Below are 16,838 nucleotides of genomic sequence, written 5' to 3'. Positions count from 1 at the left end.
CCTTATTTGGCATCTTTGCTGACTGTATTGAGCAGGAACTTGCCGATCAGGTCTTCGAGCACCAGGGACGACTGGGTGTCATGGATGGTACCGCCGTCGGCGAGCAAGGCCTCCTCGCCACCCACACTGATACCAATGTACTTCTCGCCCAGCAGACCCGCAGTCAGGATGGAAGCAGTGGAGTCGGTGGGCAGGTTGTCCACTTTCTTGTCCAGCTGCAGGGTCACCCTTCCGGTGAAGGTGTCGCGATCCAGATCGATGGCCGTGACCTTGCCGATGGTCACACCGGCCATGGTCACCTTGGCTCTGACAGTCAAACCGGCGATATTGTCGAAATAGGCATAAAGTTTGTAGCTCTCGGTGTTCGCGCTGGTGGACAGACCACTGACACGCAAGGCCAACAGCAGCAAAGCCAGGATGCCGGCCAGAAGGAACAGGCCGACTCCGACTTCCATTGATCGGTTTTGCATCAGAAATCTCCAAACATCAGGGCGGTCAGAATAAAGTCCAGGCCCAGGACGGCCAGCGACGCATAGACCACGGTCTTGGTGGTGGCGCGGCTGATGCCCTCGGACGTGGGTTCACAGTCGTAACCTTGAAACACGGCGATCCAGGTGACGACGAAAGCGAATACCAGGCTCTTGATCACACCGTTGAGCACGTCATCGGTGAAGCTCACGCTGTTCTGCATGTTGGCCCAGAACGATCCTTCGTAGACCCCCAGCCAATCGACGGCCACCCAGGATCCACCCCAGATACCGACGACGCTGAAGATCATGGCCAGCAGCGGCAGGGAAATGAAACCGGCCCACAGCCTTGGCGCAACGATGTACTTGAGCGGGTCGACGCCGATCATTTCCAGGCTCGACAACTGCTCGGTCGACTTCATGTTGCCGATCTCGGCGGTCAGTGCCGACCCTGCGCGACCGGCGAACAATAGAGCGGTCACCACCGGCCCGAGTTCACGCAACAGCGTGAGCGCGACCATTTGTCCGACCGCCTGCTCGGAGCCGTACTTGGCCAGGATGCTGAAGCCCTGCAACGCCAGTACCATGCCGATGAACACACCGGACACGACAATGATCAGCAGCGACATCACACCCACGGAATACAGCTGCTTCATCAGCAGTTGAAAACCGCCACCGATACCGCCGCGGCCCACCAGCGCGTGACCCAGGAAAAGCCCGGAACGCCCCAGGATGCCGACCATGTCGATGGCCGATCGACCGAACAGGCGCACTCGCTCCATGATTGATTTCTTGCGCATCAACGCTTCCCCAGCAGATCGGCGCGGTAATCGGGCGCGGAAAAATGAAAAGGCACGGGGCCGTCGGGATCGCCCTTCATGAATTGACGAACGCGCGGATTGTCCGACGCCATCAGTGCCTCGGGCGTACCATGACCCAGCACCTGACCATCGCCGACCACATAGATGTAGTCGGCGATGCTCGCGGTTTCCGCCAGGTCGTGGGAGACCACGATACTGGTTATGCCCAGGGCATCGTTGAGCAGACGGATCAGCCGGACCAACACACCCATGGCGATCGGATCCTGGCCGACGAACGGTTCGTCGTACATCAGTATCTGCGGATCCATGGCAATGGCACGGGCCAATGCGACACGACGCTTCATGCCACCGGACAATTCGTCGGGCATCAGTTCGATGGCGCCACGCAGCCCGACGGCCTGCAGCTTCATCAGAACGATGTCGCGGATCATGTCTTCTGGCAGGTCGGTATGCACCCGCAGCGGGAAGGCCACGTTCTCGAACACGTCCAGGTCGGTGAACAGCGCTCCGCTCTGGAACAGCACGCCCATGTGCTTGCGCGCATCGAACAGGTCGCTGCGCGATAGCTTGGGCAGGTTCTGGCCATTGACCCAGACCTCGCCGCCAGTGGGTCGCAGCTGGGCGCCCATCAGACGCAGGAGCGTCGTCTTGCCGCTACCTGAAGGCCCCATGATACCGGTGACCTTGCCGCGAGGAATGCGGATATCGACATCGTTGAAAATGCTCCGCGCACCGCGCTTGAAAGAAACCCCTTTCAGCTCGACCGCGTAGGCGCTATCGGCACTCATTTAAACTCCTTGCAGTGCAACCTTACCCTCGGACGCTCATCTTCTGACCGAAGACACTTGGCGCGGACAGGCCGAACAAGCGGCGAACTATAGCATTGCAGACAGGTGCCGCCCAAGATCGATCCATTGGCGTGCGGTGTCGTTGATTTGTACAGGCCGCAAAATAGGCAGGTGAGTCGCTCGCCCATTCCCGCTATAATCGCCGCCTTTTCACCGGGCCTACCGATTTTCGCCATGAGCCAGACCAGCGACCTGATCCAATCCGCGCACCGCACCATCCGTCTCGAGATCGAAGCGGTAGAGGGCCTGCTTGCCCATATCGATGCCGATTTCGTGCGCGCCTGCGAACTGATCCTCGAAAGCGACGGCCGCGTGATCGTGCTGGGCATGGGCAAATCCGGACACATCGGCAACAAGATCGCCGCGACCCTGGCCAGCACCGGCACCCCGGCGTTTTTCGTGCATCCTGCCGAGGCCAGCCACGGCGACATGGGCATGATCACCCGCCAGGACGTCATCCTGGCCCTGTCCAACTCCGGTTCGACCGCAGAAATCGTCACATTGCTGCCTTTGATCAAGCGCATGGGCATTCCCATGATCAGCATGACCGGCAACCCCGACTCGCCCCTGGCCCAGGCCGCCGAGGTCAACCTCGACGCCCGTGTCGCCCAGGAAGCCTGCCCGTTGAACCTGGCACCGACCTCCTCCACCACGGCGACCCTGGTGCTGGGCGATGCCCTGGCCATCGCCCTGCTCGAGGCGCGCGGCTTCACCGCCGAGGACTTCGCCTTCTCCCATCCCGGTGGTGCCCTGGGTCGTCGCCTGCTGCTCAAGGTCGAACACGTCATGCATACCGGCACTGCGCTGCCACAGGTAGCACGCGGTACGCTGCTGCGCGATGCGCTGATGGAAATGACCCGCAAGGGTCTGGGCATGACCGCTGTCCTGGAGGCCGACGGTCGCCTGGCCGGGATCTTCACCGATGGCGACCTGCGGCGCACATTGGATCGCACCATCGATGTCCACAACACTCGAATCGAAGACGTCATGACTTCCCACGGCAAGACTGCACGCGCCGACATGCTGGCCGCCGAGGCGCTGAAGATCATGGAAGACAACAAGATCAACTCACTGGTCGTGGTCGATGATCAGGACTGTCCGGTAGGCGCCTTCAACCTGGGCGACCTGCTGCGCGCGGGAGTCATGTAATGACCGGAAATGACGCAATGACCGATACTGGCAGCAGCGAGCTTCTGCAACGTGGCAAGGCCATCAAGCTGGCCGTATTCGACGTCGACGGCGTACTGACCGATGGCCGCCTGTATTTCCTGGCCGACGGCAGCGAGTTCAAGAGCTTCAGCACGCTGGATGGCCAAGGGATCAAGATGCTCATCAACAGCGGCGTGACCACTGCGATCATCACCGGCCGCAGCAGCCCGGTGGTGGAGCGACGCGCCCGCAACCTGGGCATCGCCCATCTGTTCCAGGGCCGCGAAGACAAACTTGTGGTACTCGATGGTCTGCTCGCCGAACTGGGTCTGAGCTATGAGCAAGTGGCCTATCTGGGTGACGACCTGCCCGACTTGCCGGTGATTCGCCGGGTGGGGCTGGGCATGGCAGTGGCCAATGCCAATGCGTTCGTGCGCGAGCATGCCGACGGTGTGACCCAGGCCAGTGGTGGCATGGGCGCAGCGCGCGAGTTCTGCGAGCTGATCCTGGCTGCCCAAGGCAATCTCGAAGCGGCCCGCGCCGCCTACCTGTAGGGCCCGACATGCTGAACAAGAAAATCCGCAATATCGTGATCCTGGGTGTGCTGGGATTGCTGTTCGCCGCCATCGGCTACTGGGACATCAGTCCGGAGCGTTTCCTCGACCAACCTGCCGCGGCCGTCGACGAAAGCCAGATCGATTACTACGCTATCACCGCGAAGGCTCGCCAGTACCTGCCCGACGGTGGCGTGCAGTACGACATGACCGCCGACAAGGTCGAGCACGTCAAGACCTCGCAGGTGACCTTGCTGACCAAGCCCGACATGCAGCTGTACCGCGGCACTGTCTATCCATGGCACGTGACCAGCGACCGTGGCGAGGTCAATCCCGATGGCAGCCAGGTCGAGCTGATCGATTCGGTTCGCATCGCGCGCACCGACCAGAAGAGCCGCGCCACGCTGATCACCAGCTCGCGCATGACCGTTTTCCCACAGAAGCAATATGCGCAGACCGACCAAGACGTTAGAATCGACGGCGCCGGTGGCGTGTCGACGGCCAAGGGCATGAAAGCGTATCTGAATGACAGCAAGATCAACTTGCTGTCCAACGTAAGAGGACAGTATGAGGCTCGTTAAAACCCTCCCCTTTTTGCTCGGCCTGAGCGCAGCACTGGGAAGCGCGAGCGCCTGGGCACTGCCCACTGACCGCGATCAGCCCATTCATATCCAGTCCGACGATGCCCAGCTCGACGACAAACAGGGTGTGGCGACCTACAAGGGCAATGTGATCATTACCCAGGGGTCGATGAAGATCACCGGCAACACCGTGACCATCACCCGCAACGCCACCGGCGACGTGGACGTGTTCACTGCCGTCGGCAACCTGGCCTATTACGAGCAGAAACCTGCGGTGGACAAGCCCATCGTGCAGGCCTACGGCGTGACCATCCAGTACTTCGCGGCGCAGAACCGCATCGTGCTGATCGACAAGGCCAAGGTCATCAACGACGGCAACACCTCCGAAGGCGAGAAGATCGTCTATGACACGGTGCGTCAGGTGGTCAACGCCGGCCGTGCCACGGGCAGCAAGGTCACCACGCCTCGTCCGCGGATCGACATGGTGATCCAGCCCAAGAAGAAATCCGACGCACCGCAGAAGGCCCAGTAATGGCAGTCCTGAAAGCGCAGCACCTGGCCAAGAGCTACAAGAGCCGACAAGTCGTACGCGACGTGAGCCTGTCCATCGAAAGCGGACAGATCGTCGGCCTGCTGGGCCCCAACGGTGCCGGCAAGACCACCTGCTTCTACATGATCGTCGGCCTGGTGCAGGCCGACCAGGGTCGCGTCCTCATCGACGACCTGGATGTCAGCCACCAGCCGATGCACGGCCGCGCCCGTTCGGGTATCGGCTACCTGCCGCAGGAAGCCTCGATCTTCCGCAAGCTGTCGGTGGCCGACAACATCATGGCCATCCTGGAAACTCGCAAGGAGCTTGACGCCGCGGCCCGTCTGGCCGAGCTCGAAGGCCTGCTGCAGGAGTTCCACATCACGCACATTCGCGACAACCTGGGCATGAGCCTCTCGGGTGGTGAACGCCGCCGCGTGGAGATCGCGCGGGCACTGGCCACCGCGCCCAAGTTCATCCTGCTGGACGAACCTTTTGCCGGTGTCGACCCGATTTCGGTCGGCGACATCAAGCAGATCATCCACCACCTCAAGACCAAGGGCATCGGCGTATTGATCACCGACCACAACGTCCGCGAGACCCTGGATATCTGTGAAACGGCCTATATCGTCAATGATGGCCAGTTGATCGCCGAAGGCGATGCCCAGACCATCCTGGCCAACGATCTGGTCCGCGAAGTCTACCTGGGCCACGAGTTTCGCTTGTAAAGCCCAAGGGCGCCATCGCCCTCCTGCGGGCATTAATTTTCATGGCGCCCTAGGCAAACACTCAGGTTTCAGGCATATAATTTGCTTACGACATAAGCCGGGTACCTCGGTACCCGTAGTAGAAGGCGCTTCGCGCCGGCGACCAAGGTGTTAAGTTCCTGCCATGAAACCATCGCTCGTCCTACGTATGGGCCAGCAACTGACGATGACACCGCAGTTGCAACAGGCCATCCGCCTTCTCCAGCTATCGACCCTGGACCTCCAGCAGGAAATCCAGGAAGCGCTGGAATCCAATCCCATGCTCGAACGCCAGGAAGAAGGCGACGACTTCGACAACAGCGACCCGCTGGCCGACAACATCGAGCAGAAGCCGGCCCAGGAGATCCAGGAACCGAGCTTCCAGGAGTCTGCGCCGACGGTGGACAACCTCGAGGAAGGCGACTGGAACGAGCGCATCCCCAACGAATTGCCCGTCGACACGGCCTGGGAAGACATCTACCAGACCAGTGCCAGCAGCCTGCCGAGCAACGATGACGACGAGTGGGACTTCACCACCCGCACGTCGGTCGGCGAGAGCCTGCAGACGCACCTGTTGTGGCAGCTGAACCTGGCGCCCATGTCCGATACCGATCGGCTGATCGCCGTGACCATCATCGACTGCATCAACAATCAGGGTTATCTGGACGAGACGCTGCAGGAAATCTGCGATTCGTTCGACCCTGAGCTGGACATCGAACTGGACGAGATCGAAGCGGTGCTGCATCGCATCCAGCAGTTCGAACCGGCCGGCATCGCCGCCCGCGACCTCAGCGAATGCCTGACGCTGCAACTGCGCCAGCTACCGGCCAAGACCCGCTGGCTGGCCGAAGCACAGCGTCTGGTGAGCGATTTCATCGACATGCTGGGCTCGCGTGACTACAGCCAGCTGATGCGCCGCATGAAGCTCAAGGAAGACGAACTGCGCCAGGTCATCGAACTGGTGCAGAGCCTGAACCCGCGGCCTGGCTCGCAGATCGAATCCAGCGAACCCGAATACGTCGTGCCCGACGTCATCGTGCGCAAGGACAACGACCGCTGGCTGGTCGAGCTCAATCAAGAGTCGGTCCCGCGGCTGAGGGTCAATCCGCAGTACGCCGGCTTCGTGCGTCGCGCCGATACCAGCGCCGACAACACCTTCATGCGCAACCAGCTCCAGGAAGCGCGCTGGTTTATCAAGAGCCTGCAAAGCCGCAACGAGACCCTGATGAAGGTTGCCACCCAGATCGTCGAGCATCAGCGTGGCTTCCTCGATTACGGCGACGAGGCCATGAAGCCCCTGGTGCTGCACGACATCGCCGAGGCGGTGGGCATGCACGAGTCGACCATTTCTCGGGTGACCACGCAGAAATACATGCACACGCCGCGTGGCATATACGAGCTGAAATATTTTTTCTCCAGCCATGTCAGCACCTCCGAGGGGGGCGAATGCTCCTCCACCGCGATCCGCGCGATCATCAAGAAACTGGTCGCCGCCGAAAATCAGAAAAAGCCGTTGAGTGACAGCAAGATCGCTGGTTTACTGGAGGCACAAGGCATCCAGGTAGCCCGCCGAACGGTCGCCAAGTATCGCGAGTCCCTTGGGATTGCGCCGTCCAGCGAACGCAAGCGGTTGATGTAGCCCTGCGATGTGCCACAGCGTTCCAGTGGCAGGCACCCAAGCCTGCTTCTTTATGCAATGGCAATAAGGAGAAGCGGTATGCAAGTCAACATCAGTGGACACCAACTGGATGTGACCGAACCCCTGCGAACCTACATCGGGGAAAAACTCGAGCGTCTCGAACGCCACTTCGACAAGATCACCAACGTGCAGGTGATCATGGAGGTCGAGAAGCTCAAACAGAAAATCGAAGCCACCCTGCGCATACCCGGTGGCGAGGTGGTTGCCAACGCCGAACATGACGACATGTACGCGGCCATCGATCTGCTTACCGACAAGCTGGATCGCCAACTCAAAAAGCATAAGGAAAAACAGCAGAGTCTGTTGCAAGGCGCGACTGCTCGCTGACACTCCCCACCCATGATCCGATTAGAAACCATCCTGACCCCCGGCCGTTCACGTGTGAACGTGCCGGGCGGCAGCAAGAAGAAAGCACTCGAAGAGATCGCCAACCTGATCGGTCGTGAAGTGCCATCGCTCGACACCCAAACCGTGTTCGAAGCGCTCATTGCCCGTGAAAAACTGGGCTCCACCGGATTCGGTAACGGCATCGCCATACCGCATTGCCGGCTCAAGGGCTGCGATACGCCGGTCAGCGCCCTCGTTCACCTGAGCGCGCCGATCGACTACGACGCAATCGATGGCGCCCCCGTCGACCTGCTATTCGTGCTTCTGGTGCCCGAAGCGGCTACCGATGCGCACCTGGAATTGCTCCGCCAGATCGCCAGCATGCTCGATCGCAAGGAAGTGCGCGAAAGACTGCGTTCGGCGCCCAGCAATCAAGCCTTGTACCAAGTGGTACTGGACGAACAGAACGGTCGTTAACCATGCGTTTGATCATCGTCAGTGGCCGCTCAGGCTCAGGCAAGAGCACTGCCCTGGATGTTCTCGAAGACAACGGTTTCTATTGCATCGATAACTTGCCGGCTGGGCTGCTGCCCGAACTGGCCGAGCGTGCGTTGATCCATACCGAACTGGCGCAGCCCCAGGTGGCGGTATCGATCGATGCGCGTAACCTGCCCAGCCACCTGTCACGCTTTCCGCAGTTACTGGCTGAAATGCGCGCCAAGCACATCCAATGCGATGTCCTGTACCTGGACGCCGACGAAGAAACGCTGCTCAAGCGCTTCTCCGAGACCCGACGTCGACACCCTCTGAGCAACAGCAACCGCTCGCTGGCCGAAGCCATCCGGGTGGAAAGCGATTTGCTCGGGCCTATCGTCGACTTGGCCGATCTCAAGATCAACACCACCAGCCTTAACCTCTACCAGTTGCGCGACGCCATCAAGGTGCGGCTGCTGAACAAGCCGGAGCCGGGCACCGCGTTTCTGGTGGAATCGTTCGGATTCAAGCGTGGCATGCCGATAGACGCCGACCTGGTGTTCGACGTGCGCTGCCTGCCCAACCCGTACTGGAAGCCGGAATTGCGCGATCAGTCCGGGCTCGATGCGCCGGTCGCCGAATACCTGGCAGCGCAGCCGGACGTCGAAGAGATGTATCAGGACATCTCCTCTTACCTGCTCAAATGGCTGCCCCGCTTTGCTGCCAGCAGCCGCGCCTACGTCACGATCGCCATTGGCTGTACAGGCGGGCATCATCGCTCGGTATACTTGACCGAGCGCCTGGGCCGATTGCTGCAGCAGTCGCTCAAGAACGTCCAGGTTCGCCATCGCGACCTCAGCTGAAAGGATCCCCCGCGCAATGCCCGCCCTCCAAGTAGAAATCATCAACAAGCTCGGCCTGCACGCCCGCGCCGCGGCAAAATTCGTCGGCGTCGCTGGGCGCTATCCCTGTCAGGTGCGTGTGGGTCGCACGCCAGAGTCACTGGTCGATGGCAAGAGCATCATGGGTGTGATGATGTTGGCAGCCGGCAAAGGCACCACCGTTCACTTGCACACCGAAGGCGAGCAGGATCAGGAAGCGCTGGACGCCATCGTCAAGTTGATCAACGACAAGTTCGACGAAGGCGAGTAAGCCAGGCCAGCAGCCGAGAGGCGGGACCTGGGTGGCGGCCATCGAGCCCTCCGCCACCCAGGTACCAGAGTCAAGACAACGCTGTGTCCATGACCATCATCAGACAGAAACCGACACACAGGCCCAGGCTTGCCAGCTTGTGATGGCCGTTGCTGCGTGATTCGGGAATGATTTCGTGGGTCACGACCAGCAGCATGGCGCCGGCTGCAAAGGCAAGGCCCAGAGGTAGCAGCAGCTCGCCCATGCGTACCAGCCAGGCACACAGTACCGCAAACACCGGCTCCACCAGCCCGGATGCGGCACCAATCAGGAAAGCCTTGTAGCGCGCCATGCCGGCCCCGGCCAGAACCAGCGCGATCACCAGCCCTTCAGGCACATCCTGCAAGGCAATGCCCATCGCCAGGCTGTCGGCGTCGTGCATGCCGCCGCCTGCCGAAACGCCGATGGCCATGCCTTCCGGGATGTTGTGAGCGATGATGGCAATCACGAAGATCCAGATGCGTGCCGGGATCACCGGCTGTTGCGTCGTGCCCACCAGGTAATCCGGAGTAACGCCGGATACCCTCCTGTCCACCAGGTACAGGCAGAAAGCTCCGGACATGATGCCCAGGCTCATCAGGGCGCCGGCACCCCAGCGCGAGAAGCCGATCGCCGCTGCCGCATCCAGGCCGGGGATGATCAGCGAGAAGGCGGTGGCGGCGAGCATCACGCCAGCGCCGAAACCCAGCAATGTATCGGCCACCGCGACGGGCATGCTGCGGATGACCAATACCGGAACCGCGCCCAGGGCGGTGCCCAAGGCGCAGATGGCACCGCCCTCGAGTGCGCGCAGGATGCGCGGTTCGAGGTCGAGCCAGTCCAGCAGCTCGCCCACCAGCAGGGCTGCGCCGGCCAGCAGCAACACCGTGCCCAGTGCCAGACGAAAACGGCGAACACTGGCCAGCGCGAAGGTCTGTGATCCCATGGCCAGACTCAGCTCAACGCGGCTTGGTAGCGCTTCTCGACATTGGCCCAGTCGACCACGTTGTAGAACGCATTGATGTATTCCGGCCGACGGTTCTGATACTTGAGGTAGTAGGCATGCTCCCAGACATCGAGCCCCAGGATGGGCGTGTTGCCATTCATCAAGGGGCTGTCCTGGTTACCGCTGCTCTCCACCACCAGCTTCTTCTCCGGCGTGACGCTGAGCCAGGCCCAGCCGCTGCCGAAGCGACTCAGGGCAGCTTTGGTGAACGCTTCCTTGAAGGCGTCGAACCCGCCCAGTTCGGCATCGATGGCCTGGGCAACGCTGCCTTGGGGCTGACCGCCGCCATTGGGCGACATGACTTCCCAGAACAGGCTGTGGTTGGCATGCCCGCCACCGTGATTGGTGACGGCGCCACGCAGGTTTTCCGGCAGCTGCTTGACCGAGGCCACCAGCTTTTCCACCGGCCATTCGGCGTACTCGGTACCTTCGATGGCGGCGTTGACGTTGGTGATGTAGGTCTGGTGATGCTTGGTGTGGTGGATCTCCATGGTCGCGGCATCGATGTGCGGCTCCAGGGCGTCATAGGCATACGACAGGGCGGGCAAGGTATAGGGCATTTTCAGTGAACTCCGTAGGGAAGGTGATCAGATTGCGTGACCGCTGGCGCGACGTCGATGTCGGCGGCGCCACACAGCAACCGGTGGGTACGGGGGTATTCGCCATGCTGGCGAGTGAAGCCGAGCAGCTCGGCGTAGGTCTTGCCGGCATGACGCAGGGCGGCCTCGCGCAGCGTTGGCCGCAGCCGGGGGTCCTGCGCCGCACGCAACAAACGTTCATGGATGGCGCACAGGTATTCGGCGCTTTCTTCGGGTTGATGCAGTTGCAGATGCAGGTCAGCCAAGTTGTGATGGGAAATGACGCACGCGGCCACCGCTTCGTCGACATCCGCCCAGCGTTCGAACAACACCTGAGCCCAAGCGAGAGCTTGCAGGTAGTGTTCGCGCGCATCGATCAGCTCGCCCCGGACAAAGCAGGCGTTGGCCGTCTCCGTGATACGTTTCCAGTGCTGCATGGCGCAGGTCTCCCAGCAGTCGCCGAGCGGTCAGATACCGCCGGCCGTGAGCTTTTCCGGGTCGAGCAGGTCGCTGAGCTGCTCGCGGCTCAGGTCGGTGTGCTCCAGCGCGACGTCGATGATCGGCCGACCTTCCTTGTAGGCTAGCTTGGCAATCTGGGCAGCCTGCTGATATCCGATGATCGGATTGAGTGCCGTCACCAGAATCGGGTTGCGCCCGAGCGCTTCCTTGAGCTTGGCCTCGTTGACCTTGAACGTCGCGATCGCCTTGTCGCCCAGCAGACGACTGGCATTGGCCATCAGTTCGATGCTGGACAACAGGTTGTGGGCAATGATCGGCAGCATCACATTGAGCTCGAAATTGCCGGACTGACCGGCGATGGCGATCGCCGCGTCATTGCCGATGACCTGCGCCGCCACCATGGCGGTCGCCTCGGGAATCACCGGGTTGACCTTGCCCGGCATGATCGAGGAACCCGGTTGCAAGGCCTCGAGTTCGATTTCACCCAGGCCGGCCAGTGGCCCCGAGTTCATCCAGCGCAAGTCGTTGGCGATCTTCATCAGGGTGACGGCGGTGCCTTTGAGCTGGCCGGACACGGCCACTGCGGTGTCCTGCGAGCCGATCAGGGCGAACAGGTTGTCGCCCTGGGTGAACTCGACACCGGTCAGCTCGCCAAGGTGATGACAGAAACGCCGGGCGAACTCCGGATGCGCGTTGATCCCGGTGCCCACCGCCGTGCCGCCCTGTGCCAACGCCTGCAAGGCAGGCTGCAGCGCTTGCAGGTGGTCGATGTTGGCCTGGATCTGCGCAGCCCAGCCATGCAGCACCTGGCTCATGCGCACCGGCATGGCATCCATCAGGTGCGTGCGGCCGGTCTTGACGAAGGCGTGAACCTGCTCGGCCTTGGTCTGGGTGACCTGCACCAGGTGCCGCAGCGCAGGCAGCAGTTGTTCATGCACGGCCAGCGCAGCGCTCACGTGAATGCTGGTGGGAATGATGTCGTTGCTGCTCTGGCCGCAGTTGACGTGGTCGTTGGGATTGACCGGCTCGTCGACAAGGCGGCCCGCCAGGGTCGCGATGACCTCGTTGGCATTCATGTTGGAGCTGGTGCCAGAGCCGGTCTGATAGATGTCGACCGGAAAGTGCTGCATGAAGTCGTCGGCCAGCAGTTGTTCGCAGGCACGCACGATGGCATCGCCCTGGCCGGCGCTGATCTGCGCAAGCTCGACATTCGCCTTGGCCGCAGCGGCCTTGGCCAGAATCAGCGCGCGGATGAACTGGGTCGGCATGCGCTGCCGGCTGATCGGAAAATTGTCGACGGCCCGCTGGGTCTGGGCGCCATACAGGGCCGCCTCCGGTACCTGCAGTTCGCCCATGCTGTCACGCTCGATACGGGTGTTACTCATCGCAATATCCTTGCAGCAGATCAGTGAGTGGAATCGAAGGCAGCAGCTCGCAGCGCGCCAGCTGATGGGCGCAGTCCTGCCACTGGCGGACCTGGGCTGGCTGTGCCGCGCAATTGCGCAGGTCACGCAAGGGCCGCCAGGCCTGGTCCAGACACAGGCTGCGCCAGTGCCACGGCAGGGCTTGATCGAGGGCGGTTGCGAGCATCAGGCGAAAGGTGCCGTGAGCCACGGACCATGAAGAAGTCGGGGTAAAGCGCGCCAGGTAGCGGCCTTGGGCGAGGTAGTGTTCGATGAGTCGCGGCTCGTCGGGCGCCAGCGCGCAACGGATTTGCAGGCCGAGCCAATGCCAGTTTTCCAGATGGGCGAATTCGTGAACGGCAGAACTCATCGGCGCACCTTTTTGCCGGAATGAGTTTTATTATTGATTGATATTGAGAATCAACACAAGCGCCCATGTAGGCACCTGTGCTGCAAACCGTGCCGGCCGCGACGGACCGGCGGTAGGATCAGCTGCCGGCGACTGTCATGCGCTCGATCAGGACCGAGCCTGTGCGAATGTTGCTGCGCAGCTCCAGATCGTTGCCTACGGCGACGATCTGTTTGAACATGTCGCGCATGTTCCCGGCAATGGTCACTTCCTGGACCGGAAACTGGATCTCGCCATTTTCGACCCAGAATCCGGCAGCACCGCGCGAGTAGTCGCCAGTGACCATGTTCAGGCCGTGGCCCATCAGCTCGGTGACCAGCAAGCCACGCCCCATGCGCCGCAGCAGCGCTTTCTGGTCTTCGTCGCCATGGGTCACGAACAGGTTGTGCACGCCACCGGAGTTGGCGGTGCTGGGCAGGCCCAGCTTGCGCCCCGAATAGGTACTGAGCACATAGGAGACCAGTTCACCGTTCTCCACGAACGGCTTGGCGTAGGTGGCCAGGCCATCGCCGTCGAACGCTGCGCTGCCCATGGCACGCATCAGGTGCGGACGCTCGTCCAGAGTCAGCCACTCGGGGAACAGGCGCTGCCCCATCGCCCCTTCCAGGAACGAGGACTTGCGATACAGATTGCCCCCGGAAACGGCGGCCAGGAAATTGCCGAACAAGCCCCCAGCCAGCTCGGCTGAAAACAGCACCGGTACCTCGCAGGTCGGCACCGGACGTGCGCCCAATCGGGCCGCAGCCCGCTGTGCGGCGCGCTGACCGATGGCAACGGGATCGGCGACCAATTCGCCCTGACGATTGACGTCGTACCAGTAGTCACGCTGCATCTGACCGTTGGCCTCGGCGATCATCACGCAGCTCAGGCTGTGCCGGGTCGACGCATAGCCGCCGATAAAACCATGGCTGTTGCCATACACGCGGCAGCCCTGGTGGGTGTTGAGCGTGGTGCCGTCGGCGTTCTTGATCAGGGGTTCGGCATCGAAGGCGGCCGCTTCGCAGGCCAGGGCCTTTTCGATGGCCTGCTCGGGCGTGATGTCCCAGGCGTGGTAAAGGTCGAAGTCCGGCTGCTCGCGCGCCATCAGGGCGGCGTCGGCCAGGCCCGAACTTTCATCTTCGGAGGTGTGCTTGGCGATCGCCAGCGCCGCGGCGACGGTTTCGCGAATGGCCTGTGGACCGCTGGCCGAAGTGCTGGCCGAGCCCTTGCGCTGGCCAACGTACAGCGTGATGCCAAAGCCCTGGTCGCGGTTGAACTCGACAGTTTCCACCTCGCGCTGACGCACCGACGTGGACAGGCCCTGTTCCAACGAAACCGCCACTTCACAGGCACTGGCGCCCTGGCGTTTGGCTTCGTCGATGATCTGCTGCACTTGCTCCTGCAGGACGGGCAGTGCCTGCGGGCCGACGCTCTGGGGTGCGTTCATGGTGTTCTCCACTCAAATTCGGGTTTCGGCGCGGGCCGATCTACGGCCGGGCCAGACAAGCGGCCCCCGACTGGTTATCATGGCGGCGTTTATTTGCGGACGGCCCCCATGGTTGATTCTTACGACGACTCCCTCGACGAGGGAAAAAGCAAAACTCAGGTCAAGCGCGAACTGCATGCGCTGACCGATCTGGGCGAGCGGCTCACCACGCTCAAGCCGGACATGCTCGATCGCCTGCCCCTGACCGACGCTCTGCGGCGGGCACTGGGCGACGCCTCCAAGCACACGGCGCACATCGCGCGCAAACGTCACATCCAGTTCATCGGCAAGCTGATGCGCGACCAGGACATCGAGGCGATTCTGGTGCTGCTCGATCAACTGGACGCCTCCACCCGGCAGTACAACGAACGTTTCCACAACCTGGAGCGTTGGCGCGATCGATTGGTAGCGGGCCCGGACCAGGTGCTGGAGGCGTTCTTCGCCGAGTACCCGGAAACCGACCGCCAGCACCTGCGCAACCTGGTTCGCCAGGCCCAGCACGAAACGGCTCACAACAAGCCGCCCGCCACCACGCGCAAGATCTTCAAGTACATCCGCGAGCTGGACGAAACCCAACGCGGCCTGCGCTGACAGGCCCGCGGGCAGGCCATCCGGCTTGCCCGTCACCCGCTTCAGGCGCCGGTACCGCCCACCGTGATCGCATCGATCTTCAAGGTGGGCTGACCGACACCGACCGGTACCGACTGGCCGTCCTTGCCACAGGTGCCCACGCCACTGTCCAGTGCCAGGTCGTTGCCGACCATCGACACCTTGCTCATCGCCTCCGGACCATTGCCGATCAACGTCGCGCCCTTGACTGGCGTGGTGATCTTGCCGTCTTCGATCAGGTAGGCTTCGCTGGTCGAGAAGACGAACTTGCCGCTGGTGATATCCACCTGTCCACCGCCAAGGTTGGCGCAGTAGATGCCTTTCTTCACCGAAGCGATGATCTCGGCCGGATCGCTCTCGCCCGCCAGCATGTAGGTGTTGGTCATGCGCGGCATGGGCAGGTGCGCATAGGATTCGCGACGACCGTTGCCGGTGGCGGCGACGCCCATCAGCCGTGCGTTGAGCTTGTCCTGCATGTAGCCCTTGAGCACGCCATTTTCGATCAAGGTGGTGCACTGGGTCGGCGTACCTTCGTCATCGACGCTCAGCGAGCCGCGACGCCCGGCCAGCGTGCCATCGTCGACGATGGTGCACAGGCTCGACGCCACCTTCTCACCGACGCGACCGCTGTAGGCCGAACTGCCCTTGCGGTTGAAGTCGCCTTCCAGACCATGCCCGACCGCTTCGTGCAGCAACACGCCAGACCAGCCGGCGCCCATCACCACGGGCATGGTGCCCGCCGGTGCCGCCACCGCTTCGACGTTGACCAGAGCCTGGCGCAGCGCCTCGCGGGCATAGCCCATGGCGCGGTCTTCGGCGAGGAAATAACGGTAGTCGGTACGTCCACCACCGCCATGGCCACCGCGCTCGCGACGACCGTTGTGCTCGACGATGACACTGACGTTGAAACGTACCAGTGGCCGCACGTCCGCCGCCAGACTGCCATCAGCGGCCGCGACCAGAATTCTTTCCCAGACCCCGGCCATGCTCACGGTGACTTGCTGGATACGCGGATCCAGTGCACGGGTGGCGGCATCGACACGCTTGAGCAGGTCGACTTTTTCGGCGCGGGTAAGCACTTCCAGTGGGTTGTCCGGACCGTACAGCTGGCTGACCACCGGACTGCTGAAGGCCTGCACGCGGCCATTCTGCCCGGCGCGGGAGATAGAGCGCGCCGCGCGCGCGGCCTGGACCAGCGCATCCTGGGTGATCGCGTTGCTGTAGGCGAAGCCGGTTTTTTCCCCGGACTGGGCGCGTACGCCCACGCCTTGATCGAGGTTGAAACTGCCTTCCTTGACGATGCCGTCTTCCAGCGCCCAAGACTCGGAAATCTGACCCTGGAAATACAGGTCGGCCGCGTCGATGCCCGGGCCGGCCAACTCGCCCAGCACCGATTGCAGGCTGTCGAGCGTGAGGCCGCCGGGGGCCAGCAGGTGGTCGCTGACGGTGGATAACATCTGGCTCATATTTACTCCGCGCTGTTCGCAGGGCGCGTCGCGCGCTGCGGGATAGGTGCTCGCAGTTCGCTTGGCGGCACTGCGTCA

21 protein-coding genes are annotated in these 16,838 nt (G+C 62.2%); 11 read left to right on the top strand and 10 right to left on the bottom strand.

What is annotated here, in order from left to right; all coding sequences use genetic code 11:
* Positions 1 to 2: 2 nt before the first annotated feature.
* Genes mlaD through ASF66_RS19620 form a run of 3 tightly spaced genes read right to left on the bottom strand, consistent with a single transcriptional unit; the run spans position 3 to position 2,076 of the window.
* Positions 3 to 470, bottom strand: a complete 468-nt coding sequence (mlaD, locus tag ASF66_RS19630; protein WP_049860588.1) for an outer membrane lipid asymmetry maintenance protein MlaD — start codon at positions 468 to 470, stop codon at positions 3 to 5.
* The gene (gene mlaE / locus ASF66_RS19625) at positions 470 to 1,267 is read right to left on the bottom strand and encodes a lipid asymmetry maintenance ABC transporter permease subunit MlaE (RefSeq protein ID WP_056845025.1); all 798 of its coding nucleotides are present in this window, start codon (positions 1,265 to 1,267) and stop codon (positions 470 to 472) included. The genes mlaD and mlaE overlap by 1 nt, the downstream gene beginning before the upstream one ends.
* Complete coding sequence (locus ASF66_RS19620; protein WP_049860586.1) at positions 1,267 to 2,076, bottom strand: ATP-binding cassette domain-containing protein; 810 nt, start codon at positions 2,074 to 2,076, stop codon at positions 1,267 to 1,269. The genes mlaE and ASF66_RS19620 overlap by 1 nt, the downstream gene beginning before the upstream one ends.
* Positions 2,077 to 2,310: 234 nt before the next feature.
* Here ASF66_RS19620 and ASF66_RS19615 point away from each other — a divergent pair, with 234 nt between their 5' ends.
* The 10 genes from ASF66_RS19615 to ASF66_RS19570 all read left to right on the top strand — a co-directional run bounded on the left by ASF66_RS19615 (position 2,311) and on the right by ASF66_RS19570 (position 9,347).
* Positions 2,311 to 3,285 (top strand): KpsF/GutQ family sugar-phosphate isomerase, encoded by a 975-nt coding sequence (locus ASF66_RS19615; protein WP_056845024.1) that lies wholly within the window; start codon positions 2,311 to 2,313, stop codon positions 3,283 to 3,285.
* Between the two features lie 17 nt (positions 3,286 to 3,302).
* Entirely contained in the window at positions 3,303 to 3,839 is a 537-nt protein-coding gene (locus ASF66_RS19610) for a KdsC family phosphatase (protein ID WP_049860584.1), read from the top strand.
* A gap of 8 nt (positions 3,840 to 3,847) precedes the next feature.
* Positions 3,848 to 4,420: an LPS export ABC transporter periplasmic protein LptC gene (gene lptC, locus ASF66_RS19605; RefSeq protein ID WP_056845023.1), complete on the top strand. Its 573-nt coding sequence runs from the start codon at positions 3,848 to 3,850 to the stop codon at positions 4,418 to 4,420.
* Entirely contained in the window at positions 4,407 to 4,952 is a 546-nt protein-coding gene (lptA, locus tag ASF66_RS19600) for a lipopolysaccharide transport periplasmic protein LptA (RefSeq protein ID WP_056845022.1), read from the top strand. Before lptC ends, lptA begins: the two co-directional genes overlap by 14 nt.
* Positions 4,952 to 5,677 (top strand): LPS export ABC transporter ATP-binding protein, encoded by a 726-nt coding sequence (gene lptB, locus ASF66_RS19595; RefSeq protein WP_049860581.1) that lies wholly within the window; start codon positions 4,952 to 4,954, stop codon positions 5,675 to 5,677. The genes lptA and lptB overlap by 1 nt, the downstream gene beginning before the upstream one ends.
* Positions 5,678 to 5,840: 163 nt before the next feature.
* Positions 5,841 to 7,334, top strand: a complete 1,494-nt coding sequence (locus ASF66_RS19590) for an RNA polymerase factor sigma-54 (protein WP_056845021.1) — start codon at positions 5,841 to 5,843, stop codon at positions 7,332 to 7,334.
* Positions 7,335 to 7,412: 78 nt separating this feature from the next.
* A complete protein-coding gene (gene hpf, locus ASF66_RS19585; RefSeq protein ID WP_049860579.1) occupies positions 7,413 to 7,721 on the top strand; it encodes a ribosome hibernation-promoting factor, HPF/YfiA family in 309 nt (102 codons plus the stop codon).
* A 12-nt stretch (positions 7,722 to 7,733) separates the two neighbouring features.
* Positions 7,734 to 8,198, top strand: coding sequence for a PTS IIA-like nitrogen regulatory protein PtsN (gene ptsN, locus ASF66_RS19580; RefSeq protein ID WP_049860578.1), 465 nt, complete (start codon positions 7,734 to 7,736; stop codon positions 8,196 to 8,198).
* 2 nt (positions 8,199 to 8,200) lie between these two features.
* Positions 8,201 to 9,058 carry an RNase adapter RapZ gene (rapZ, locus tag ASF66_RS19575; RefSeq protein ID WP_056845020.1) on the top strand — a complete coding sequence of 286 codons (858 nt, stop codon included), beginning with the start codon at positions 8,201 to 8,203 and terminating at the stop codon, positions 9,056 to 9,058.
* A 16-nt stretch (positions 9,059 to 9,074) separates the two neighbouring features.
* Positions 9,075 to 9,347, top strand: coding sequence for an HPr family phosphocarrier protein (locus ASF66_RS19570; RefSeq protein WP_056845019.1), 273 nt, complete (start codon positions 9,075 to 9,077; stop codon positions 9,345 to 9,347).
* Positions 9,348 to 9,417: 70 nt separating this feature from the next.
* Here the strand turns inward: ASF66_RS19570 and ASF66_RS19565 are convergent, their stop codons facing one another.
* The 6 genes from ASF66_RS19565 to pmbA all read right to left on the bottom strand — a co-directional run bounded on the left by ASF66_RS19565 (position 9,418) and on the right by pmbA (position 14,646).
* Positions 9,418 to 10,311, bottom strand: coding sequence for a ZIP family metal transporter (locus ASF66_RS19565; RefSeq protein WP_049860575.1), 894 nt, complete (start codon positions 10,309 to 10,311; stop codon positions 9,418 to 9,420).
* A gap of 8 nt (positions 10,312 to 10,319) precedes the next feature.
* Positions 10,320 to 10,931 (bottom strand): superoxide dismutase, encoded by a 612-nt coding sequence (locus ASF66_RS19560; RefSeq protein WP_049860574.1) that lies wholly within the window; start codon positions 10,929 to 10,931, stop codon positions 10,320 to 10,322.
* Positions 10,932 to 10,933: 2 nt separating this feature from the next.
* Positions 10,934 to 11,386, bottom strand: a complete 453-nt coding sequence (locus ASF66_RS19555) for a hypothetical protein (protein ID WP_056845018.1) — start codon at positions 11,384 to 11,386, stop codon at positions 10,934 to 10,936.
* 30 nt (positions 11,387 to 11,416) lie between these two features.
* The gene (locus tag ASF66_RS19550; protein WP_056845017.1) at positions 11,417 to 12,793 is read right to left on the bottom strand and encodes a class II fumarate hydratase; all 1,377 of its coding nucleotides are present in this window, start codon (positions 12,791 to 12,793) and stop codon (positions 11,417 to 11,419) included.
* The gene (locus tag ASF66_RS19545) at positions 12,786 to 13,181 is read right to left on the bottom strand and encodes a hypothetical protein (protein ID WP_043186681.1); all 396 of its coding nucleotides are present in this window, start codon (positions 13,179 to 13,181) and stop codon (positions 12,786 to 12,788) included. The genes ASF66_RS19550 and ASF66_RS19545 overlap by 8 nt, the downstream gene beginning before the upstream one ends.
* Before the next feature lie 118 nt (positions 13,182 to 13,299).
* A complete protein-coding gene (gene pmbA / locus ASF66_RS19540; RefSeq protein ID WP_056845016.1) occupies positions 13,300 to 14,646 on the bottom strand; it encodes a metalloprotease PmbA in 1,347 nt (448 codons plus the stop codon).
* A gap of 108 nt (positions 14,647 to 14,754) precedes the next feature.
* On the opposite strand from pmbA, the gene yjgA reads away from it, so the two are divergent.
* Positions 14,755 to 15,276 (top strand): ribosome biogenesis factor YjgA, encoded by a 522-nt coding sequence (gene yjgA / locus ASF66_RS19535; RefSeq protein ID WP_049860569.1) that lies wholly within the window; start codon positions 14,755 to 14,757, stop codon positions 15,274 to 15,276.
* A gap of 41 nt (positions 15,277 to 15,317) precedes the next feature.
* On the opposite strand, the gene tldD is transcribed toward yjgA, so the two are convergent.
* Positions 15,318 to 16,760, bottom strand: a complete 1,443-nt coding sequence (tldD, locus tag ASF66_RS19530; protein WP_049860568.1) for a metalloprotease TldD — start codon at positions 16,758 to 16,760, stop codon at positions 15,318 to 15,320.
* Positions 16,761 to 16,838: the final 78 nt, after the last annotated feature.

Origin of the sequence: Pseudomonas sp. Leaf129, assembly GCF_001423465.1 — a bacterium.
Classification (GTDB): Bacteria; Pseudomonadota; Gammaproteobacteria; order Pseudomonadales; family Pseudomonadaceae; genus Aquipseudomonas; species Aquipseudomonas coleopterorum.
This window is presented reverse-complemented; position numbering and strand designations above follow the sequence as displayed.